We start from the raw sequence: 22,683 nt of genomic DNA, 5'->3' as shown, positions 1-22,683 counted from the left end.
GCCGTGACGCAGCAGGAAAGCCCCTAAACGTTGTTTAGCCTTGCGCTCGTCACGCTTGGCGTCCTCACGGCCCCGAACCAGGTCACGCATGGCCTCGTCTTCCGGAGTCGGCACGTACACGGCCGTCAACTCCCCGGCACGGTGCAGGCGGGCCAGGGCCATCGCATCCCGGCGATCATTCTTGATCCGGTCACCGCTGCGCCGGGGAACCTGGGAAGGACCAACCACAACACACTCAAAACCCCGGTTGTTCAGATGACGGTAGATCTCGTAACCACATGGTCCCGCCTCGTACACGAATCGCAGCTCCTTACCGGTGGAAACAAGCTTGCGGACGACTTTGTCCAACGAATCCAGATCACCATCAATACGACCGTATCGGCGCAGCTCATCGCTTACACCGCTTTCGGCCAAAGCTACCTCGATGGATTTCTTGTGGACATCAAGACCGACGTACAGGATACTTTCCATGATCTGCCTCCTTGGTTTTGGCACTGTGCTCGGCACGTGCAAGTTCATATATGCCAAGCATAACCCACGTCGCAAGGTAGGCAGATCCTTATTGACAACTGACAGACATCATTATGTCTCGGGTTTTCTAAAACTCAGTGGTAAAAAGCATCGCTTTAATAGCAACCGGGATCGCTTCGCATAAGAATCGGCTCGCGATGACCCGTCTTCGTTCTTCGAACTTCCCGTGACAAGTAGCGAACTTGGCGTTTAAAAAATCGCCTTTATAGCAACCGCGCTTTTCCCCAGTTCCCGGAATTTCTCAGTGTCCTCAATGAGCTCAGTGGTGAAAAACAGCGCGTTTATAGAAACCGGGATTGCTTCGGCTCGTTCATTGGCCTCGCAATGACACACTTTTTCTCCTGCATTCTACATTCTACGTTCTATGTTCTACATTCTGAATTTTCAGCCACCGTACTTTCCCCAGGATCCAGATTTAACCCTGTGTCACCCTGTGGACCCTGTGGTGAGAGTTCTGGTCGCTTTTAGAAACCGTTGTATCCCTCGCCAGGCCTTCCTCTGCGTCCAAAGCCTGTCACGCCAGAGGCGTGACGTCCTCTGCGGTAAAATCAGCTTTCAACGCCTTTACAGGAACCGCTCATTTTTCCCGATTCCCCGTTTCGCCGATTCTCCGTTTCAGGACCACAGGAGTAAGTTCTTTCCCCCACACCCCGTCACCCCGATACCGTGTTTTAATGTAATCGCGGCCGCCTTATCAGCGCCAGCGCGGCAAGACCCAGCAGGAAGAACACCACCTGGGCCGACCAGGCCGCGATGGGGGCGGGGATGATGCTGGCAAAACCCAGGGACAGGGACAGGGAATAAAAAGACCAGAAAACGGCTCCAAGAAAGATGCTTATGCCGATCCCCATAGGGACACCGCTCCTCACAGGCACGATGAAGGCTACGGGAAGGGAGAGGATGGTGAAGACCAGGGATATGATCGCCGCGGAGGCTTTCTGGAAGAAATTGACCTCGTATCTCGCATAAGGAAGACCAGCCAGTTTCAGGTTATGGATGTATTTTTTTAGCTGGGCTCGTCCCATCTCCTCCGGTTTCCTGCGAACCCGTTGGAATTCATCTGGATTGGTTCTGATAGGAAGACGTTCATTGTTCAAAACCCTGGTTTCGATAAGGATTCCGTCTGTAAACCTCCTCAGAAACACCTTTTCGGCCCGCCAGGTGCCCTTGTCCCAGTGCGCGGTCTCAGCGTCCAGGCGGAGGCTCAAACTGCGAAGGCCACCGTCCTCGAACTGAAGGATCGTCGGTTCCGTGAGCATGGTTCCCTCGTTTTCCACCGACCGGATGTGGATGACACGGTTCCCATCCCTGAGCCAGATCCGGTCGGTACCGACAACCGAGGCCCCCGCTCCGGAATCCTTGCGCACCAGATCCCGGCTGATCCTGTTGGCGCCCGGGACCACAGATTCGGTCAAATAAAAGGACAGCAGGCTTACGCAAAGAGCAGATATGATTATCGGTAAGCTCAAACGGACTCCGCTTGTCCCCGAAGTGAATATGGCGGTCATCTCACCATTGCGTTTCATCCCGGTAAGGGTGAGAAGTGTAGCGATGAGAGACGCGACCGGAGCTGTCTGATAAAGAAGATACGGTGTCTTCAGGAAATAATGCAGGGCGACAATGCCCGGTGAAATTCCTCGCCGGCTATTATCCCAAAAGGTCATCGCCACATCCGAAGCCAGAAATACTGTCACCAGAACGACAACGGCGGGAAAAAAATACAGGATCCACTTCCTCGTAATATGTCGATCCAGAAGGGTCATGGCCTGTTTCCTCCGGATGCTCTTGTGCCCCGGAGCTGGATGGCGATGAATATGGGAAAGACGGCAAGGCCCGCCAGGGTGAGAAATATCACCGGGAACCAGGCTCCCAGGGCGGCGGGGATCATCCCCTGGTAGGCCAGGCGCGACCCCACGGAAAATAGCAGGAAGTTCATGAGAAAGAGGAGGAGGCTTCCGGAAAAAGCCGTTATTTTTCCGTGCCTGCCGGAGGAAACCGCAGCTGGAAATACGATAAACGGATAGAGAAGGACAGTCAGGGGGAAAGCGAGGCGCCTGTTGACTTCGACAGCGTACATGGCCGCCAGACGCCTGTCTGCAACATTATCGGTTTTACCGGACCAGGATCTGAGATCCTCATTGGAAGCGCCCATCAGGTACTCTTTAGTTCTTAGGCTTGTCCTGGGAGTTTGGCTCTGGATCCTTGAAACCAGGCTGTCAAAAGATCCCGAACGATATTCTTCCCCGGCGGAAGCGACAGGATGAATTGTCCCGTTCGCGAGTTTCAGGATCAGATCGTTGGACTTGTCTGAGGGGGGTTGTATCTCACCTCTCTGAGCGATAATGATCTCTCCCATTTCTGCCTCACCCAGGTCGCTGCGGATCATGACAAGACCGTCTATGCGCCCGGAATCCCTTTCAAAACCACCGACCAGAAGGAGAGTGCCCTGGATCCCATCGAACAGCGCTCCCGGTTTCAGGTCGTTTATGAAACTCTGTCGTGCCATGTTCACAAGACGGGTGTTGTAGTGGCGTAAGCTGGCCGGTCCCACGTATCCGATCACCACATAGGTTATAACGAAGGTGAAAACGGAGAAAACGATGAAAGGCGTCAATAGCCGGAGAGGAGCGATCCCGGAAGCCATGATAGCCAGAAGCTCTCTTTCCTGTTTCATTTGCTCCAGGGTCCAGATCATGGATATGAGGAAGGCCAGGGGGATCGTGTAGGCCAGAAGGGGCGGCGCCAGCAGAAGAAAGGACAGGAAAAAGTCCTTGATGCTGCTGGTGAGGGGCGCCAGCTGCTGAACCTGCCGTGAGGCCTGATCAATCAGGAACAGAACTGTGAAAACCCCGATGGCGGCTGCAAAGGTGGACACAAACTTATTGAGGATGTATTTGTAGAGTTTCCAGGGCATAAAAAATAATTCCAGATTCCAGATTCCAAATTCCAAATTTCAAAAGGTGGGTGCGTGAACAGTGAACATTTAACATAGTATCCGTCAAGCATTCACGTTTTAGGCTTTATTCTGCGTTCTGCATTCTGCGTTCAACATTCTCCTTTTTCTCTATACCATACCCACCTGATGCACGGGAACCTGGATGTTCAATAAAAGTCCATTTTTTACGTTACCTTTCGGGGACTTCGGTTGACTGATACAATGGCAAATGGTAGTTTTGGTAAACGATGCCAAAATGAGGAGGGAATTCCGGTAATGGCTGACAGAGCTGTTATTGTTCGTGCGGGAGCTCATCTGGTCAGTTTGCCTTTTGGCCATATCGATGAGATTCTTGGAGCGGACAGGATCCAATCCGTGCAGGATCTTCCAGAGGGTGTGATCCCTGAAGGCTCTCCGGAGGGGTTGCATCCCCAGCACTGGGTTCATTCAAGGGGAGCCTGGCTTCCAGTGGACATCCTGCTTCCGGGATCCGGCTTGTTCGACAGTTCTCAGGTCGTTGTCGTCAGATGGGGAGATGAAGGCAGAGCTTTTGCCGTTGACCATGTACTGGGCATCGAGGCCTCAAGTGAGATGGCCGCCTTCCCCTTGAGGGCTCTTCCCTACACCGATGTTCCCATTGCAGGAGTACGGTTTCGAAAGGATGGGCTCGTATTGGAACTTGACCTTTCCCGGCTGATTTCATTAGATTTAGGGAGTTGACCCGATGCTGGAAAGGAGACTGATAAGCTTCACCGTTGGCAGTTACCGGTTTGCGGTTCCCATCGAAACTGTTCGTGAAGTTCTTGACGTGGCATCCCTGGTGCCTGTGCCGGGCGGAAGGCTTCCCCTTGAGGGCATCCTTTCATACCGTGGCAACATGGTTCTGCCGGTTTTTTCACTTCTCGACCTGTTGGGAACCCGACATGACGAAACCGGCAACTTCGTCATTGTGACAGGCCCGGTAGATGACCCGGTAGGTTTCAGGGTGCGTCATATGGGTGGAGTAATAACCAGCGGTGAAAAGGATGAGATTACTCCCTTGGAGGGCGAGTCTTCGCTTACCAGTGATGCTATTGCAGGTGTGTTGAAAAAAACAGGGGGTGAGATGATCCTTCTGGAAATGGATCTGCTTTTCTGATCCGGGGTCCGTTCATGAACCTGTGTCTGAATCATGCATGAAACATGATAGATTAGGGAAAATTGCCAACAGGCAACCGAACTGTAAATATTTTCAATCTGACATCAATGACACCTTTTACCCCCGAGGTGTTGCGGTGAACGGTTAGGGGGGGAGGAAAGAAAATGAAAAGGATCCTTGTTGCTGACGACAGTGTAACGATCCAGAAGGTTATTGCATTGACCTTCGCAGACGAGCCGTTTGAGGTTCAGTCGGTGGGAACCGGCGCAGAGGCTCTTGAGCTTGTCAAAAGCTGGAAACCGGACATTGTTCTCGCTGATGTCATCATGCCCCAGATGAACGGTTATGAGCTTTGCAGGGCTGTCAAGCAACTAGCGGAGACAAGCTCGGTTCCAGTTCTGCTCCTTGCCGGTACCTTCGAAGCTTTTGATGAGGAAGAGGCGAAATCGGCGGGAGCGAACGATTTTATTACAAAGCCTTTTGAATCTGGCGAACTCATTGAAAAGGTGAAAACCCTCATCGTGGACACGCCCCCTGCTTCTTTATCTGCGATCCCCGCAGCAGATATCGCGGCTGCTGCCAATGATCCGGGAACGGTCGCTGAGGCAGTACCTGATCCAGTACCGCAAGCAGTACCGGAAGCACCTGCGCCACCCAGGGTCGTCGAGGCGGCAGAACCGGATATATGGGACATCCTCAGTGATACGGGAGACGATGAGGCGGGCATGGAGACCGGTGCTCCGGCACCCGGGTTCGGTCCGATCGAAGATACAGGTGTTGTAGACGTGGGAAGTTTCGATGTCGGTATCGGCCGGCCTGAATCTCCACCATCGGAGTTTAAGCCTCCAGCTGCAGCACCTCCTGAAACTTTTCAAATTCCTGAGGCGGTTGAGAGTGAGACGGTACCCCAGGTTGAACCACAGCTATCAGTGCCTCCTGTCCCCCTTCAGGTGCCGGAAATGATGGAGAGAAGCCGTGTTGAGAACATGGAGAAGGATTTCTTCGGTTTCGAGACCGGGGGTGTTGAAGAGGTTCCTGTCGCTGACTTTCTGGACGATGCGGTAGAAGAGGTGACTTTCGAAATGGAACCGCCCCAGGCTGCTTCCGCAGTTGATTCCCAGGAGGTGTCCTTCGTAGTTCCTGAACCTGCCGGGGATCAACCTGCTATCGCAGGGGAGACGACCTCACCGGATTTTCTGGCAGTGGAGCCAGCCCCCTCTCTCAGCCCCGCGCCCGCACCTGTCCCGCCTGCCCCGAGTCCCGCCAGTGGCGGGATCGAGAGCAGTAGCACCAGCGGCGTGATGGAGGCCCCTCCAGAGGTCCTCGAATTTACTCCCGATCCGATACCAGGCCCTGAGGCGGCTCCCCCTGTAAACATTACAGCTCAGCCGGAACCTGAGCCGCCCTTTGAACTGGCAGTCGACCTCACCCCCGAATTACCGGAGGAGTTCTTCACTGAGCCCAATGCCGAGCCGGTGGTGGAATCGCCTGTTGAGACGATCCCGGAACCGGTCATGGATGTCCCTGTTGTCCCGGTCCCGGTGCCTTCTATTTCTGAGCCGAGGGTTGTAGCTCCCTCCCCAACTGGTGGGGCTGTTCCGGACGACGCAACCATTAGAAAGATTGTCGAGGACAAGGTCGAAAAGATCGTCTGGGAGGTCGTTCCGGAAATGGCGGAAGTCCTTATCCGGGAGGTTATTCAGAAGATCAAAGACGGATCCTGACGCTCATGATGACATGCTTTATGAGGGCTGACGGGGGACCGGCAGCCCTCTTTTGTATGAGAAAAGCAGTGAACCGTGAACAGTGAATGGTGAACAGTAAATAGTTGATTGTGATTTGTGAACCTTTCACAATTCACTTTTCACGTTTCACTCGATGTATCCTCGCCTAAGGAGCACCATGACTAAAGAGATGCCGAAACACTTCGACCCGATGGGATCCGAAAAACACTGGTACGCTGATTGGATAAAAAACGGATATTTTCATGCCGATGAATGTTCAGACCGTGTGCCCTACAGTATCGTCATTCCGCCTCCCAATGTGACCGGCTCTCTCCACATGGGGCACGCTCTGAACAATACTCTCCAGGATGTCCTCATCCGGTACAAGAGGATGGCCGGACACGAGGCACTCTGGATGCCCGGAACAGACCACGCCGGGATCGCCACCCAGAACGTGGTTGAGAAACAACTTGCTTCTATTGGGACTAATCGTCACGCCCTCGGACGGGAAAAGTTTATCGAAAACGTCTGGGAGTGGAAGGAAAAATACGGGGGGGTTATTCTCCAGCAGCTTCACCGACTTGGTTCCTCCTGTGACTGGGAGCGTGAGCGGTTCACTATGGATGAGGGCCTCTCCACCGCCGTACGTGAGGTTTTCGTGCGTCTTTACCACGAAGGGCTTATTTACCAGGGCGATTACATTATCAACTGGTGTCCAAGGTGCCACACGGCCCTTTCGGATCTGGAGGTGGAGCACCACGACCGAAAAGGACATCTTTACCACATACGGTACCCCGCAGTTGATGGGTCCGGTGAGGTCGTGGTTGCCACGACAAGGCCTGAGACCATGCTCGGCGACACGGCTGTCGCTGTGAATCCCGCGGATGAAAGATATCGTTCCCTCATTGGCAAAAGTTTCCACCTTCCCATGACCAGGAGGGATATCCCTCTCATCGCAGACGATTACAGCGATATGGAGTTCGGTACGGGGGCCGTAAAGGTCACCCCTGCTCACGATCCCAACGACTTTGAGATCGGGGAGCGGCACGATCTGCCCAAGATGGTCGTTATCTCCATGGACGGCACCATGACCCACGAAGCTGGTGAGCGCTACGAAGGGTTGGACCGATATGAATGCCGGCAGAAGCTTGTGGAAGATCTGGAGGAAGGCGGGTACCTGGTTAAGGTGGAGGATTACGACCACGCTGTCGGTCAGTGCTACCGCTGTCAGAAAGTCATAGAACCTCTCTTGTCTCTTCAGTGGTTCGTCAAGATGAAAGAGTTGGCTCAGCCAGCCATAGAGGCGGTCAAGGATGGCAGGATCCGCATCATCCCAAGGAATTGGGAGAAGACCTACTTCGAGTGGATGTACAATATCAGGGACTGGTGCATCTCAAGACAGATATGGTGGGGGCACAGGATCCCGGTCTGGAAATGCGGAGACTGCGGCCAGGTCATTGTCCAGGTCCATGAGCCCCAAACGTGCCCGGAATGTTCCAGCTCTGATCTTCACCAGGAGGAGGATGTGCTCGACACATGGTTTTCCTCGGCTCTCTGGCCCTTTTCCACCATGGGATGGCCTCAGGAAACAGATGCACTCAAAAAGTTCTATCCTACAAGTTGTCTGGTCACCGGTTTTGACATCCTGTTTTTCTGGGTGGCACGCATGATCATGATGGGAATAAAGTTCATGGGGGACGTTCCCTTCAGGGAAGTTTATATACATGCCCTTGTTCGGGATTCGGAGGGACATAAGATGAGCAAGTCCCGGGGTAACGTTATTGATCCTCTGGTCGTCATCGATCAGTATGGCGCAGACGCATTTCGATTTACACTCATCGCCTTCGCGGCAATGGGACGGGACATTAAGCTTGCCGAAGACCGGATCGAGGGCTACCGCAACTTCATAAACAAGATCTGGAATGCCTCCAAGCTGGTCTTGTCCTACCTTGAGGAAGTCTCAGGAGAGGATCTGATTGCCCCGCCTGATGCGGAAGAGATCCACAACAGGTGGATCAGGAGCCGCCTGGCTGCAGTTATCGCTCAGACCCGGGAGTGCATTGAAGGTTATCGGTTTAACGATACCGCTCATATTCTCTACCAGTTCTTCTGGCATGAATACTGCGACTGGTATCTTGAACTGGCCAAACCATCCTTCTACGGTGACAAGGGTGAAAGCGCATTTTATGAGACCGCCGTGACTGCCGGAATGGTCCTCGACAACTTTCTCAGGCTGCTTCACCCCGTCATGCCTTTCGTGACGGAGGAGATCTGGCAAAGGCTGCCGTCAGAAGGGGCGAGTATAATGATCGCTCCCTATCCTGAAGCCATGCCGGATGATGCGGACGAGAAGGCCGAGGAAACCATGAATGTTGTTATGGATTTTATCACGACCATCCGCAACCTGAGAACCGAACTGGTGATCCCGCCATCCACCAAAGTGCAGGCCACATTTGTGTGTCCCGACAGCGGCATAGCTGAGATGCTGGATGGATCCTCAGCTGATATAATCCGTTTGGCCAGACTTTCGGACATCAGTTTCTCTAAAAAAAGAGAAGTCGATGCCGGTCTTTCGGCGGCGGTTGTCAGGGGACAGGAGGTGCTCATTTCAGCCACCGACGACCTGGACCGTGGGGCTGAATCAGAAAGGCTATCAAGGGAGCTTGCGAAGGTTGACGTGGAACTTTCCAAGGTGGAGAAAAAACTTTCCAACTCCCAGTTCCTGGACAAGGCTCCCAATGAGGTTGTTCAGAAAAACAAAGACCTTCTGGAAGAGCTGGTCGCGCAAAAGATCAAACTGCAGGAGAATCTGGAGCGTCTTAATGATTGATGAGCTTATTAAAAGCCCATCAAACAGTCCCGTTATTGGCGGGGCCGGGAATGGGGGCGTCCCCTGCGGCGTGAAATGAATTTACTGCGTTCTCTCGATCCCGCCGCGGCGGGACTTGCAGGGGATCACGCCCTGGCGTGCCCGCCTTGTAAAACGGCTCGAAGAGGTTTTTTGCGAGGTTGTTAATGAGTAGACTGCCTGGACAGGTCATCAGGCTCATTGAACTTGCCATTGAGGAGGACCTCGGTACCGGGGACCTTACTTCAGAGGTCTTGCTGGATGACGATTTGAAGGGCAGGGCAATTATCGAGGCCAGGGAGCCGCTGATCTGCTGCGGTCTGGAAGTTGCCCGCGAAGTGTTTGGAAGGATCGAGCCTGGGATTTTGTTCACCTCCTTGAAGGTTGAGGGTGAGGCTGTCCCAGCCGGGGATACCATTGCAGAGGTTGAAGGGCTCATGAAGGCCCTCCTTGCAGGGGAGAGGACCGCCCTGAATTTCCTCCAACGGACCTGCGGTGTGGCGACTTTATCGCGTCGTTATGCTCAAATTGCCTCTGGAAGGACCGTGGTCCTTGACAGCCGAAAGACCATTCCTGGCTGGCGGTGGTTGGACAAAATGGCGGTACGGACAGGGGGATGCACAAACCACCGAATGGGTCTTTACGACGGAGTGCTTATCAAGGACAACCATATCGCCGCCTGCGGAGGTATCGGCAAGGCTGTAATAAAAGCCAGGTGTAACGTCCCGGAAGGCATCGAAATTGAGGTGGAGGTGGAAGACCTGGATGGGCTTGAGGAAGCGCTGGACAGCGGTGCCCAAATTATCATGCTTGACAATTTTACTCCCGAAGAGGTTACCCGGGCCGTCAGTGTCTGTGAAGGAAGAGCCAGACTGGAGGTTTCCGGGGGTATCGGCCTGGATAACATCGAAGCCTACCTCGATAAGGCCAGAGTGGACTATATTTCGGTAGGAGCGTTGACCCATTCGGCTCAGGCTGTGGATATAGCCATGGAGATATTGGCCGCTGATCCTTAATTGCGATAAAGGCTGCCTCGCGCAGAGACGCAGAGGCGCAGAGAAAGGCTTGGTTCCGGGGGAAAGACAATTACAATAAAGGCGATGTTTTTCACCACTGAGTCCACAGAGGGCACTGAGAAATCCTTTGAAATATGAGATTTGAGATCCTAACCTGTCTCACACAGATCTCGCAGGAATAACAAAAAGCTGGTGAGATGAAATCCTGATTGGATTAGATCCACTCTGCGTTCCCAGCGCCTCTAGTGAGCCACGCATTCGGCGTGGCGAACGAGCGAGAGAAATTTGTTGCTTGACCGCTCTTGAAATTTGGAATTTATCAAAGAAAGGAACGGCTGGGTGAAATCAGGTTTCTCTTGCACCTGCTATTCTTCCGGGTTGACCATATGGAATATCATCACTTTGAAGTCCTTGATTCCACCAACGACCATTTGGTCAAAATGGCCGAGGAAGGGGCTCCGGAGTGGACCATCGTGATAGCAGATCGTCAGGCCTCCGGCAGGGGCCGCCGAAGAAGGGACTGGTGGTCTCCCGAAGGAAATCTTCACATGTCGATCCTCCTGCGGCCCGAGGTCAGTCCACGGCAGCTGTTACGGCTTCCCTTGATAGCTTCTCTTTCCTTTCTGTCTGCCATGGGAGGTTCAGGGGCATCCCTCACAGTAAAGTGGCCCAACGACATCCTCCTTAACGGGAGAAAGATGGCCGGGATTCTGACAGAATCGAGAAGCGAGGGAGATAAGGTTCTCTGGGTCATAGTGGGTTTCGGTGTCAACATGATACGTAAAGGGGCCGAAATTCCCGTCGGACTCAGGGACCGTATAGCTTTTGTGGGCGATCTGGAAGAAGATCCGGAGCCGGGTGAACTGGCTGTCCGTATAGCCCGGGGTATGAAAGCATGGGTGGGAGGGATGAAAGGGGAGGGGTGGAAAAATGCAATGGAGGAATGGACACGACATGCGATTTTCAACATCCCCTATATTTTCAGGGACGGCCTGCGGGAAATGGAGGGAATTTCAGTCCGGCTGGACAAGAGCGGCGGCCTGGTTATGAAAACGGCGGATGGTGAGGTGACGGTTTATTCGGGGGAAATAAATAAAGTGTAGAGTGTAGAGTTTCAAAATCTGCTGTTTCTTTCTATTGCTCTCTACACTCTGCACTTTGCACTCTCGAGATGGACGAGGTGATTATGAAGGACTTACTTTTATGCATCGACGTTGGAAACACGCAGACCGTCCTGGGGATCTTCAGGGGAAAGGAGATCGTATCCAGGTGGAGGATAAGGTCCGACAGAGACCGGACGGCCGATGAATATAGCCACCTGATCAAGGACCTTTTGCGTGGGGACGGTGTGGATGGAAGCTTCCTGAGAGGTGTGTGTGTCAGCTCCGTCGTACCCCCTGCAAGACAGGCTCTTATAGAAATGTCTATTGAAGATTTCGACCTCGTGCCTCTCATGGTAGGGCCGGGGATAAAAACCGGGATGCCGATCCTTTACGACAACCCAAAGGAAGTGGGTGCAGACAGAATAGCCAATGCCGTTGCAGCCTATGAACGTTTTCGGAAGGCTCTCATCATCATCGACTTTGGTACCGCCATGACCTTCGATGTGATCTCGGCTGCGGGGGAATACATCGGAGGAGTGATATTCCCCGGAGTCCAGATCAGCCTGGACGCACTGTTTTTAAAGGCCGCCAAGCTGCCGAGAGTCGAACTGGAAAAGCCTGCCCAGATAGTCGGTCGGGATACCATCAGCAGTATTCAGTCTGGCATTATCTTCGGCTACGCCGGTCTTGTGGACAGTATTGTTGAGAAAATAGACATTGAAATGGGTGTAAATGCCACCGTGGTGGCTACAGGCGGGCTGGCCGGCGGGATAGCAGGTGAAACACGGTGTATAAGTGAAGTCATCCCCGACCTGACCCTCGAAGGGCTCCGGATCCTGTTTGAAAGGAATGAAGACAAGTAAATGTAAAAAGCGAAAAGTGAATAGTGAATAGTGAAACAGGCGTTGACATTCGATCTTCCTGTTCACCGTTCACGATTCACGGTTCACTCAAACCGTTTGGCCTTGTGCCTTTTTGTTCCCAATGGTAACTTTACTAAATTTTTGTGGACCCCGGGGTCGACTTTCCCTCCAACCTGTGGGAGATGGTTTCTTTCGGGTCCTTCGCGCGAAATAGTCCCCTGTACACTGAATGTCAAGGGAGTCTTCAGGCAGGGCGCTGATATCAAAAGCAACGGAGGAAGCATCCTATGAAGGAAACCCATACCGAACAGATCCGAAACGTAGCTATCATCGCCCACGGAAGTGCCGGAAAAACGTCCCTGGCTGAAGCGATGCTTTTCAACGCCGGGGTTGTGAACCGACTGGGCAGGGTGGAGGAGGGCAACACCGTGATGGATTTCCTCCCGGAGGAGATCTCACGTCAGATCAGTTCCAGCGCTGCGACAGCCACATTTCCCTGGAAAAACCATCAAATCAACATCATTGACACCCCCGGGTTCCAGGATTTTATTTCCGATGCTCTCTATTCGCTGAGGGTGTCTGACGCGGTGATCGGCATTATCAGCGGCGTTTCCGGTGTCAAGGTGAACACCGAGAGGCTGTGGAAAAAGGCAAGAGACCAGAACCTTCCGGGCGCCCTGTTCATTAACAAGATGGATCGGGAGCGTGCGGATTTCAATAAAGCCATAGCCGATGTGGAGAAAACCCTCAAAACGAGGGCTGTCCTCCTTCAGATCCCCATCGGTGCCGAAGCCGACTTTAAGGGTGTTGTGGACCTTATCTCCATGAAGGCCTGTCTTTACGAGATGGACGGCAGCGGCAAGTTCACGGAGCACGATATTCCCTCTGACCTGACCGAAATGGCGGATGATTACCGGGAAAAACTGGTGGAGTTTGCAGCCGAAGGGGACGACGACCTGGTTGAGAAGTACCTCGAGACCGGCGAACTTACCGATGATGAAGTTTTTCACGGGCTCCGAGCAGGGGTCATTGCCGGTGATCTCGTACCTGTTTTCTGTGGGTCTGCGACCCTTAACATTGGAGTGAGGAAGCTCCTTGATGCCGTGGTGGCCTTATTGCCGTCCCCTGTTGACAGAGGTGCTGTGACCGGGACAGACAGCAAAGGGGCAGAGGTGGTGAGAAATCCGTCGGCTGACGAACCTTTCGCAGCTTTTGTATACAAAACCCTGGCTGATCCTTATGCCGGTAAGCTCACACTCTTCAAAGTCGTATCCGGGACGCTCAAGGCCGACAGCGGTTTCTTTAACGCCAGCCGGGAGGCAAAGGAACGGTTTGGCAACCTGTTTCTCCTCCAGGGCAAGAAACAGGTCAATGTGCCCCAGGTTATCGCGGGTCAGCTCGCTGGTGTTGCAAAGCTCAAGGAAACAAGAACCGGGGACACTTTAACCACTGAAGGCCAGCCGTTTATCCTGCCGCCTCTCAGCCTCCCGGAACCTTCTCTTTCCTATGCGATCAAGCCCAAGTCCAAAGGGGACGAGGAGAAAGTCAGCCAGTCCCTGGCGCGGCTTCTGGACGAGGACCCATCCCTCAGGGTAAGGAGGGACGAGGCCACCCGGGAAAGCATTCTTTCGGGTATGGGGCAGCAGCACATCGAGGTCACGGTGGAGCGTCTCAAGTCGAAATTCGGGGTCGAGGTGGAGATGGCCATCCCCAAGGTCCCTTACAAAGAAACGATAAAAGGAAAGACCAGCCTCCAGAGCAGGTACAAGAAACAAACCGGCGGGCGCGGTCAGTTCGGGGATGTGTGGCTTGAGATCGAACCTTTGCCTCGTGGCGGTGAGTTCGAGTTTGTGGACAAGATCGTGGGGGGCGTTGTCCCGCGGCAGTATATCCCCGCTGTTGAAAAGGGGCTTCGCGAGTCGCTGGTGGAGGGTGCCCAGGCCGGTTATCCTGTCACTGATGTCAGGGTAACCCTTTACGATGGGTCCTACCACGCGGTTGATTCCTCGGAAATGGCCTTTAAAATAGCCGCATCCATGGGTTTTAAAAAAGGTTTTATGGAATGCAACCCGATAATTCTGGAACCCATTGTCAATATTGATATCACCGTACCGGACGATTTCATGGGTGCAGTGATCGGTGACCTGAACCAAAGGCGTGGAAAGGTCGTTGGGATGGATCCCAGGGAAGGTGTACAGGTCGTTAAGGCCCAAACTCCCATGGCGGAAATTTTAACCTACGCTCCTGATTTGAGGTCCATGACCGAGGGTAGGGCCTCTTTTGTCACGTCTTTCTCCCATTATGAGGAGGTGCCGGCGCACCTGAGAGAGAAGATCATCCAGGAGGCTGCCGGCAAAAAGGAAAAGGAATAGAGTATGGGCGACGATTTCGACCTTTTCCCCAAACGGGAAAACCTGGACCCCTTTTCCTTCGGCAAAAAGGAAAAGACTACCGATTCAGGTAAGCCGGACAGTGAAGAAGACCTGTTCGGTCAGGAAGAGCAGGGTCTGGGACCACTGCCTGGTCTTTCCTCCACCAGGTCTGAAGACACCCCTGAGGGACCACCACCGGTTCCCGATCTTCCCCCTGGTGAACCAGCGGCAATGGAGCCTTCTCCCGAATTCGGGATGCCCCCCCTTCAGCCGCCTCCCTTACCGACTCCCCCTTTGCCTGATATCGCTGTTTCGGATCTCATGGATGGGATCCTTTCAGAGGGGCCAATTTCGGAGGAAAAGACCTTTGACGAGCCGGTCTTCGACCAGGAGCAGATGGTGGATGACGCGGTTGAAAGGGGTACCAGGAAGTCACCCTCTCCCTTTGTAGTCATCGGCGGCGCCCTGATCATAATTATCGGGCTTCTCTACGGGGCATTGACCTACCTTAAGAGAGATAAGGCAGCGATGCCGGCCGTCCCGATTCCGCCGGTGAGTGTTGCCGTCACCCCCCTCAAACCGGAACCTGCACCTGTACCTGAGAATGTGATCACTGAAGTCCAGGCCGAGACCCCGTCTGGTGGTGAGACGATCCAGCCTGTCAAGACCTCTGGTGATACCTCAATTGATACTGTAGTCACTTCACCTGAAACGCTTCCAGAAACGGCACCGGTGATTATAAAACCCACGCCGAAACCTGAACCAGTGCCGGAAGCGGCTCCAGTGGCAGCAGCAGGTACGGTCCAGTATTCCCTGCAGATGGGCGCTTTTATTCTCGACTCCAGCGTTGTCGAACTTGAAAAGAAGCTGCGCGGGCTGGGATATGAACCTTTCCGGAAAAAAGGATCGACAACAGCTATGATGAACATGTTGACGGTGGGCCCCTTCGATAATGTCAATGACGCCAGGGCCGTTCTCTCCCGGCTCAAGGAGGCGGGTGTGGACTCCAATATGAGGCGTCGCGACGATGGAGGCGCCATCATCAATGCCGGCAGCTATTTGCTGGAAGAAAACGCTACGAGCATCATGAAAAAGATCCGCTCCATGGGCTATCCGGTAAAACTGCTCAAGCGGGAGGCCAGGCTGCCCATGACTTTCGTTCGTGTGGGGAGTTATCCTGACAGGGATGATGCCGCCATTGCCAAACAGGAACTCAAGGACAAAGGGTTGGAAGGTGTTGTGGTCAAACTGCAGTGAAATCCTGCCCCTCATCCCGCCGCCATGATGACTCGGGGCTGGGTCCAGACACGGAGACACGGGGATGGGGAGACACGGAGTAACTTCCTCTTTGCGCCACCGCGTCGCCGCGTCTTGAGCACGTGCACCAGATCACGAATCACGGCTTTACCTTGGGGATCTTAAATGCAGGATACTTCCCAACCGCCAGGCAAAATGGATGCTCTTCACCTCGGTACCCTGATAAAGATGCTGGAATCCAGAGAGACCAGGGAGAGGGATATCGCTGTTCGGGTTCTGAAAGAAATAATCCCCGAAGATATAACCGTTCTTCTCGCAGATCCGAAACTTTCCAGCCATGCCATCGCATACTTTGCCAGGCACGCAGGCCAGCGGCGTGACTGGATCGAAGCCTTGCTGAGCAACCCGTTCCTTTCTGAGGAGGATCGAGCGCTCCTTGTCGTAACCGACATCGTGCTTACGGAGGAAGTAGGGGCGGTAGTTGAAGAGGATACAGAAGCGCCCCTGGAAGAAGAAAAAACGCTGAGTATCTCCCAAAGCATCCAGAAGATGACCGTTGGTCAGAAGATCAAGACGGCCATGAAAGGCGACAAGGAAGTCCGTACCATCCTCATCAAGGATACCAACAGGGACGTTTATAAGGCTGTATTGAAAAACCCCGGTCTCAAAGAGAACGAGATTGAGATGCTCACCAAGAATACCGGGACCAACGTGGAGATACTCCGTGCTATAGCAAACAACCGTGAGTGGGTGGCAAATCGCAATATACTTAAGGGGCTTGTCATGAACCCCAAGACACCGGTCAACCTCTCCATCAGATTCTTGACCCGTGTGAGCAGAAATGACCTGGAGCTCATTGCAAAGAGCAGGTCTCTCCCGGTTGCCTTGAGAAACAATGCCAGGAGAATGACAAGTACGAAAGTCGAAAAGAAATAAGGGGAAACAGGATGGCGGTCTTCAACTATCCTAAGAAAGAAGTAAACGTAAAGGTCGTTTATTACGGGCCCGGGCTCTCAGGAAAGACTACCAATCTTCAGAAGATCCACGATGGGATCAAGTCTGAATATAGGGGAAAGCTCGTATCCCTGGCCACCCAGACCGACAGAACCTTGTTCTTCGATTTCATGCCACTGGAGCTAGGCTCCCTGGGGGGATACAAGATAAGGCTGCACTTGTATACGGTTCCAGGCCAGGTTCATTACAACGCTACGCGGAAACTGGTTCTCAAGGGCGTTGACGGGATCGTTTTTGTGGCCGATTCGCAAAAGGCAATGGCGGATGCCAACCTTGAGAGTGTGCTCAATCTTGAAAAAAACCTTCAGTCCTATGGAAAGTCTCTGGGGGACCTGCCCCACATCATTCAGGCCAATAAAAGAGATCTGGACGAAGCGATCTCCATGGAGGAGCTAACCTCCTTGCTGAACCATCATGGAGCTGTTATGACCGAGGCAGTAGCCTCTGATGGCAAGGGTGTAATGGAGACACTGACTGAGATCGTGCGTCTCGCTATGAGGGGGCAGCGGGACCAGTTTGCCGGCGGAATGGGAAGTGTAGCTGAACTTTCTCCCGAATCCTCCTCCGCCAAGGCTGGGGCGGGCAGGTCTGAACCGGAAGCATCTGAGGCTGACCCTATTCCAGAAGCCGCTGAAAGCGGGATCGAAGGGCTCGAATCCAAACCCGAATCCGCCTTCGCTGAAACTATGGAGGACAGGCCCGAGCTCGAACCCGAACCAGTACCAGAATCCTCCTTCGCATCCACTGTTGCTTCCATGGCCGCTGATACCTTGATGGAGGAGGAAGCGATGAGGGATAAGGCTGAGCCTTTTCCCGAGCCCGAACCAGAACCCGAACCAGAACCCGAACCGGAACCTGAGACCAAACCTGTCACGCCTGCCCCGAGTCCCGCCAGTGGCGGGATCGAGGGGGACCACGCCAACGTCGTGATGGAGGAACATGCATCTGGTTCACCCATAAAGATACTGGTCCCTGTAGAGGGTCTTGGAACACTGGAGTTGTCCATCAACATTAATGCCAGGATGTTGGAGGGTGAAGAGGGTAGAAGCCTTGAGGTTGATGTATCTGGTGCCGCTCTTGGTGTATCCGAGCCCGGACCTCATCCCGAATTCCCCTTCCTCAAGGCTGCGGAGGACAAGCCTGAGCCCACCCCGGAAACCGAGACGGTATCTGAAGCGGAATCTGGGCCAGAGCCTCAGTTTGAGCCTGAAACTGACCCAATTGAGACCCAAAGCGCCTCTGAAAACAGGCTATTGGTGGAAGAGGAGCTGATGCCCCTTGAGGATTCGATAAACGAGCCTCTTGGTGCTCCTCTGGATGGGCAGGAGCACGATGATCTTCGTATACCGGAGCTTCCTCCTCAGGAGGAAAAGCTTCTCCTGAAAAAGGACCTGGACACTGCGGCGGCGGGAATATCCTCCCCGAAACCTGATTCAGAGTATGATCCCACTGCCCCCTCTTTGGATTTTGATTTCCCGGAAACGGAACCTGAGGAAGAGGCGCCGAAGAAGAAGGGACTGTTTGGGAGGTTCAAAAAGAAATAGAATGTAGAATGTGGAATGTAGAATGCAGAAGATATAAAGATCGGGCGGCCTGAGGGCCGCCTTTTTTTATTACTATAAAGGCGGTGGTTTGAAACGCAGAGTTCGTCACGTCGCTGGCGTGAAAGGCTTCAGGCGCAGAGGAAGGCTTGAATCGGGTTTAAGGCGCGGTTCAATAAAAACGATTTTAATCACCACGGAGGTATCACGCCTCTGGCGTGACAGGTTCCAGGCACAGAGGAAAGCTCAGCCCTGGGTAAACTTTTGAGATCTGAGATTTGAGATCTGAGATTGATCGCCAAGTCGATATCTCCCCGACACGCCGACACCCCGTTTCCAAATCATTATCTAAACTCTAGACACTAGAATCTAGACATTGCTTTTCCCCGCTTACTTCGTGGGAAAATCATTATGGCCCCAATCTTGCTCCTCCTTCTGGATGAACTCTTCCACCGATCATCCGCCTTCGCTTAAAGCTGCGGCGGACAAGCGGATAAACGATCACCGGCCCTTCCTCCCCTGTGCCCCCGCTGTGATCATGGCGGTGTGTCTTCTCATCGGATGCCTTTTTGGCCGCTTCACCCTGAAACAGGATCAGAGGTGGCTTTCCATCGCCATGCCCGCAATTTGTGTTCTGGCACTTGTGCAGCCTTCCATCCTGGCCTTGAGTGCCGCTGGTATTATCAGCGGTATTACCCTTGAGAATCTGAAACGTTTACACCTTCATGCCAATTCCAGATTTTACAGCATGCAGGTGACAGTTAAAGGCACAGTGGTGGGGAAAACGCCGTCTTTATACGGGCAAAATACGCTTACGGTAAGAGTTTCTGAGGTGTGGGGTTCCGGACGTGAAACGGTGAACTTCCTTCTAAGGGTCAGTGTTCCTGTCAGTGAGGAGATCATGCAGGGGGAGGAGATCATTATGCGGACTGTTTTACATGAAACCGGTCCCGGAATCGTTCCACTTGTGATCAATGGCAGCATCGTTACCGGCGGATGGCAGGCAGGTCCAAGGGCGCTTTCAACCTTTTTCAAGGGTCGTGAACGTCTTGTTAAAGTTCTTCGTACTTTCAAGGGCAGTTCCACCTCAGGGCTGCTGGGCGCTATTTCCCTTGGCGAAAGGTGGCAGGTTGGGGTGAGAACCAGGGATATTCTTCAAAAGACCGGAACCTATCACCTTCTGGCCATATCAGGGGTGCATGTGGGAGCGGCCATCCTCCCGTTCCTGCTCATCCTTCGTCTTTGTGCCTCAACCTTACAGCGTGTCAACCCGCGTGTAGTCCGTGGTGTTTTTTTGATCTTTTCCGTATTTGCCGTCGCTATTTATATGTGTTTTACGGGACTCAGTGCTTCGGCTCTGAGGGCTGTAGTATATTTTATACTGGTGGGGTCGGCGGTCCTCCCAGGACGAAACTCCTCACCTATGACAAGCCTCTCCTTGTGCGTTTTGCTCCTGGTCTGCTTCAGTTCCGATGAACAGCCCGATGTTTCCCTTGTGCTTTCGGCATTGGCGGTCACCGGGATCGTTCTGAGCAGTCGAGGTCTCGGTGGCCGGGGACTGAGCAGTGGATGGGGAGGCAATTTTATAAAAGGTTCGATGCAAATGACCATGGGGGCGATCCTTTTCACTTTGCCCATGGCCGTTTGGCTCGCCGGTGGGATTTCCATTATCGCACCGATTGGGAACCTCGTCGCCGGCGTACCCTTCAGTCTGTTTCTGATACCTGTTGCGGTTCTCATAGATTCTGCTGCCCTGTTCCCATGGTTTCCCCTCGAGCCTCTAATAAACATATGGCTTGAGGCATCGGGTCTAATACTCATGTTTATGGCTCATTTGGCTGATCTGCCCCTTTCATTTCAGCGACTTTCCCCGGCGGGGTGCCTGATCGCATCACTGACTGCGCTGGTAGGAGTCTTGGTATGGCAGCAAAAAAAATACCGTTTGAATGCTGGAATAGCGATCTTTATTATTATACTTGCCGTTTCCGGAACCGGTGAGTTTTTTAATGAAAAGATAAATCGCGACGACCTGGTTATCAGTTTTCCTATGGTGGGGCAGGCGGACGCTGCAATAATCACTTTCCATGGTAAAACGGTTCTTATAGATTGCGGTCCGCGAGGGTTTCCAGGCCGGGACAGTCCGGTAGCCAGGGCCCTTCAGAGGCAGGGGGTCCGGAATTTGGAGGCTATTTTCCTGTCCCATCTCCATCCCGACCATGCCGGCGGGTTGGAGGACATCATGGCCAAGTGGCCGGTACAGGTAATTTATCTGCCGGAAGGTTCCGGTTTGGAAGAGGATCGGTCCATTTCCCCTGGCAGGACCTTCACGGATACAAGTGTACAAGGTTTGAGGTACGGAGAGGTGGTGAAGCTCTCTTCCATGGTTTTTACGGTTCTTGGGACTGAGGAGAAGGGAAAACAGGTGAAGGACGTTAACAGGGGATCCCTGCAGTTGCTTCTGGAGATTGAGGGATTCCGGGCTCTGTTTACAGGCGATGCCGGCTGGGATCAGGTCCAGCGCTCCCTGGGCAGGATCCACAGCCTGGATCTGTTAAAGGTTCCGCACCACGGCAGCAAAAGTGGGTTTCCGCCGGCCGGTCTGGATGACGCCGTGTCTTCCATCAATAGCGATGGTAATTTCATCGCGGTGTGCCCCTCCCGGTCTCCCGGGAACAGTCATCTCCCGGCTCCTGAGGTTGTTCAATGGTTCGAGGGGAAGGGGATAAAACTTGTGTTCACAGGTGATACAATTGTGAAAATACGGTACAAAAAGGGTGGGCCGTTTGAAGTTGATCCGCTGTTGTTGACAACCATGTTTGGTTCTGATAATTAAAACTGTTATTTTATATGTCTTTAGAGAATTTTTTAGATAATTTTTCCCGGGGAGAATCGATGACCGTATCGAAGATACTGGTGGTTGACGATGACCGTTTCGCACGGACTTTCTGCCATCAGATCCTTGAAGAGGATGGTGGCTTTGAGGTCGTTGAGGCCCAAAGCGTTGATGATGGTCTTGAGATCATCCGCCAGGGGGGGATTGATCTGGTCATCTCCGATCTTGTCATGCCGGACAAAACCGGACTTGACCTGGTGGAGATCCTTCGTCTGGAGCACCCTTACCTGGGTGTTATCCTCATAACCGGTCACGGTACCGTGGAGACTGCAGTCAAGGCCATGAAGATCGGAGCTCTCGATTACATCCGGAAACCCTTGAACCCAGCCGAATTCAAGATCGTGGTACATCGCGCTCTGGAGCAGTCGAAACTGGCAGAAGAGAACAGGGAACTCAGGAACAGCCTTAAGCTTTACGATGCCAGCAGCCGCATCTCCAGGACCATCGAAATAGAGGAACTTTACCAGATTATTTTCGACCTCATCATCAAGGAAACCGGCGCCACGAGGGGTTTCCTCTACATAGTTGACCAGGAACAGGGCGAATCCAACATCATTCTGTCAGAAGGGTTCGACGTTCAGGAGAACGAGGGGTTAGACAGGAAACTGTTCGATGAGTTTCAACAGGAACTGGCCCACCTGTCCGAACCGTTCATCCCGGATCACCCCTTGACTACGACTGTTAAATACAGGAGCAGCTCAGATCCTGTCCAGTCATCTCTTTTTATTCCTCTTCAGAATAAGAACGAATTGGCAGGAGTTGTTGTCCTTTTCGATACAGAAAAGAAAGGGGTTTTCGGTAAGGAATCGCTGCGTGTGTCAAACTTTTTGTGCCAACATGCCAGTACAGCCCTGGAAAACGCCATGCTTTATTCCCAGGCCAAGATCCTAACCATCACAGACGACCTGACCAACGTTTTCAACTACAGGTATCTGAACAACATTCTCGACAGGGAACTTGTTCGGGCCCAGCGGCTTAGCTCCTCCATGTCGGTGTTGTTCCTGGACCTTGACTCCTTCAAAGAGGTCAACGATCAGCACGGTCACCTCCTGGGGAGCAAAATCCTGGTAGAACTGGCCGGGCTGCTGAAGGGAGCTGTGCGAAAAGTGGATGCTGTTGCCCGGTACGGAGGGGACGAATACATCGTAGTGCTGACCGACACCAATTCCAAGGGTGCCGTGATCGTAGCCGAACGAATCCGTCAGATGGTTGAGGACTACATCTTCACGGAAAGTGAAGGGTACCCCATCAAACTCACCGTTTCCATCGGCGTTGCGTCCTATCCGGAACACGGTGTGACCAAGGTGGAACTTCTCCATCTGGCTGATGAAGCCATGTACAAGGGTAAATTTGGACGCAAGAACATTGTGTATGTCGCCACACCCGGAGAACAGACGCTGACCGGACCGATAGATCCTCCCATCTCTTCCGATACCGCATAGAGGACC

General features: G+C 53.2%; 15 protein-coding genes and 1 pseudogene. 13 read left to right on the top strand and 3 right to left on the bottom strand.

Annotation, left to right across the window (positions count from 1 at the left end; translation table 11 throughout):
• From P1S59_07315 to P1S59_07305, 3 genes are all read right to left on the bottom strand, one after another.
• Positions 1-474: transposase (locus P1S59_07315; protein ID MDF1526060.1), on the bottom strand; the 474-nt coding region annotated here is incomplete at its 3' end.
• Positions 475-1,202: 728 nt separating this feature from the next.
• Complete coding sequence (locus P1S59_07310) at positions 1,203-2,294, bottom strand: LptF/LptG family permease (protein MDF1526059.1); 1,092 nt, start codon at positions 2,292-2,294, stop codon at positions 1,203-1,205.
• On the bottom strand, positions 2,291-3,445 hold the full coding sequence (locus P1S59_07305) for an LptF/LptG family permease (GenBank protein ID MDF1526058.1): 1,155 nt from the start codon (positions 3,443-3,445) through the stop codon (positions 2,291-2,293). Before P1S59_07305 ends, P1S59_07310 begins: the two co-directional genes overlap by 4 nt.
• A 297-nt stretch (positions 3,446-3,742) precedes the next feature.
• Between P1S59_07305 and P1S59_07300 the strand changes: the two genes are divergently transcribed.
• The 13 genes and pseudogenes from P1S59_07300 to P1S59_07240 all read left to right on the top strand — a co-directional run bounded on the left by P1S59_07300 (position 3,743) and on the right by P1S59_07240 (position 22,677).
• Positions 3,743-4,186 (top strand): chemotaxis protein CheW, encoded by a 444-nt coding sequence (locus P1S59_07300; GenBank protein MDF1526057.1) that lies wholly within the window; start codon positions 3,743-3,745, stop codon positions 4,184-4,186.
• A gap of 4 nt (positions 4,187-4,190) precedes the next feature.
• Positions 4,191-4,604, top strand: a complete 414-nt coding sequence (locus tag P1S59_07295; protein MDF1526056.1) for a chemotaxis protein CheW — start codon at positions 4,191-4,193, stop codon at positions 4,602-4,604.
• A gap of 164 nt (positions 4,605-4,768) precedes the next feature.
• Positions 4,769-6,328, top strand: a complete 1,560-nt coding sequence (locus P1S59_07290) for a response regulator (GenBank protein ID MDF1526055.1) — start codon at positions 4,769-4,771, stop codon at positions 6,326-6,328.
• A 178-nt stretch (positions 6,329-6,506) separates the two neighbouring features.
• The gene (locus P1S59_07285; protein MDF1526054.1) at positions 6,507-9,158 is read left to right on the top strand and encodes a valine--tRNA ligase; all 2,652 of its coding nucleotides are present in this window, start codon (positions 6,507-6,509) and stop codon (positions 9,156-9,158) included.
• Between the two features lie 185 nt (positions 9,159-9,343).
• Entirely contained in the window at positions 9,344-10,192 is an 849-nt protein-coding gene (gene nadC / locus P1S59_07280; protein ID MDF1526053.1) for a carboxylating nicotinate-nucleotide diphosphorylase, read from the top strand.
• Positions 10,193-10,578: 386 nt separating this feature from the next.
• A complete protein-coding gene (locus P1S59_07275; protein ID MDF1526052.1) occupies positions 10,579-11,295 on the top strand; it encodes a biotin--[acetyl-CoA-carboxylase] ligase in 717 nt (238 codons plus the stop codon).
• An 83-nt stretch (positions 11,296-11,378) separates the two neighbouring features.
• Positions 11,379-12,158 carry a type III pantothenate kinase gene (locus tag P1S59_07270; GenBank protein MDF1526051.1) on the top strand — a complete coding sequence of 260 codons (780 nt, stop codon included), beginning with the start codon at positions 11,379-11,381 and terminating at the stop codon, positions 12,156-12,158.
• Positions 12,159-12,445: 287 nt separating this feature from the next.
• The gene (fusA, locus tag P1S59_07265) at positions 12,446-14,530 is read left to right on the top strand and encodes an elongation factor G (GenBank protein MDF1526050.1); all 2,085 of its coding nucleotides are present in this window, start codon (positions 12,446-12,448) and stop codon (positions 14,528-14,530) included.
• A gap of 3 nt (positions 14,531-14,533) precedes the next feature.
• On the top strand, positions 14,534-15,787 hold the full coding sequence (locus P1S59_07260) for an SPOR domain-containing protein (protein MDF1526049.1): 1,254 nt from the start codon (positions 14,534-14,536) through the stop codon (positions 15,785-15,787).
• A 165-nt stretch (positions 15,788-15,952) separates the two neighbouring features.
• Complete coding sequence (locus P1S59_07255; protein MDF1526048.1) at positions 15,953-16,723, top strand: hypothetical protein; 771 nt, start codon at positions 15,953-15,955, stop codon at positions 16,721-16,723.
• Positions 16,724-16,734: 11 nt separating this feature from the next.
• Positions 16,735-17,298 (top strand): annotated as a pseudogene (locus tag P1S59_07250) (ADP-ribosylation factor-like protein).
• 1,483 nt (positions 17,299-18,781) lie between these two features.
• Positions 18,782-21,175, top strand: a complete 2,394-nt coding sequence (locus P1S59_07245) for a ComEC/Rec2 family competence protein (protein MDF1526047.1) — start codon at positions 18,782-18,784, stop codon at positions 21,173-21,175.
• 59 nt (positions 21,176-21,234) lie between these two features.
• Positions 21,235-22,677 carry a diguanylate cyclase gene (locus P1S59_07240; protein ID MDF1526046.1) on the top strand — a complete coding sequence of 481 codons (1,443 nt, stop codon included), beginning with the start codon at positions 21,235-21,237 and terminating at the stop codon, positions 22,675-22,677.
• The last annotated feature ends 6 nt before the right edge of the window (positions 22,678-22,683 follow it).

The sequence above is a fragment of the bacterium genome (assembly GCA_029210965.1).
Classification (GTDB): domain Bacteria; phylum BMS3Abin14; class BMS3Abin14; order BMS3Abin14; family BMS3Abin14; genus JALHUC01.
The sequence above is the reverse complement of the archived record's forward strand: the minus strand, read 5'-3'. Positions and strand labels throughout refer to the sequence as shown.

Bases quoted from the DNA above. Each gene is read 5' to 3' on its own strand.
- P1S59_07310 (MDF1526059.1), bottom strand. From the start codon at position 2,294: ATGACCCTTCTGGATCGACATATTACGAGGAAGTGGATCCTGTATTTT.
- P1S59_07305 (MDF1526058.1), bottom strand. From the start codon at position 3,445: ATGCCCTGGAAACTCTACAAATACATCCTCAATAAGTTTGTGTCCACC.
- P1S59_07300 (MDF1526057.1), top strand. From the start codon at position 3,743: ATGGCTGACAGAGCTGTTATTGTTCGTGCGGGAGCTCATCTGGTCAGT.
- P1S59_07295 (MDF1526056.1), top strand. From the start codon at position 4,191: ATGCTGGAAAGGAGACTGATAAGCTTCACCGTTGGCAGTTACCGGTTT.
- P1S59_07290 (MDF1526055.1), top strand. From the start codon at position 4,769: ATGAAAAGGATCCTTGTTGCTGACGACAGTGTAACGATCCAGAAGGTT.
- P1S59_07285 (MDF1526054.1), top strand. From the start codon at position 6,507: ATGACTAAAGAGATGCCGAAACACTTCGACCCGATGGGATCCGAAAAA.
- nadC (MDF1526053.1), top strand. From the start codon at position 9,344: ATGAGTAGACTGCCTGGACAGGTCATCAGGCTCATTGAACTTGCCATT.
- P1S59_07275 (MDF1526052.1), top strand. From the start codon at position 10,579: ATGGAATATCATCACTTTGAAGTCCTTGATTCCACCAACGACCATTTG.
- P1S59_07270 (MDF1526051.1), top strand. From the start codon at position 11,379: ATGAAGGACTTACTTTTATGCATCGACGTTGGAAACACGCAGACCGTC.
- fusA (MDF1526050.1), top strand. From the start codon at position 12,446: ATGAAGGAAACCCATACCGAACAGATCCGAAACGTAGCTATCATCGCC.
- P1S59_07260 (MDF1526049.1), top strand. From the start codon at position 14,534: ATGGGCGACGATTTCGACCTTTTCCCCAAACGGGAAAACCTGGACCCC.
- P1S59_07255 (MDF1526048.1), top strand. From the start codon at position 15,953: ATGCAGGATACTTCCCAACCGCCAGGCAAAATGGATGCTCTTCACCTC.
- P1S59_07245 (MDF1526047.1), top strand. From the start codon at position 18,782: ATGAACTCTTCCACCGATCATCCGCCTTCGCTTAAAGCTGCGGCGGAC.
- P1S59_07240 (MDF1526046.1), top strand. From the start codon at position 21,235: ATGACCGTATCGAAGATACTGGTGGTTGACGATGACCGTTTCGCACGG.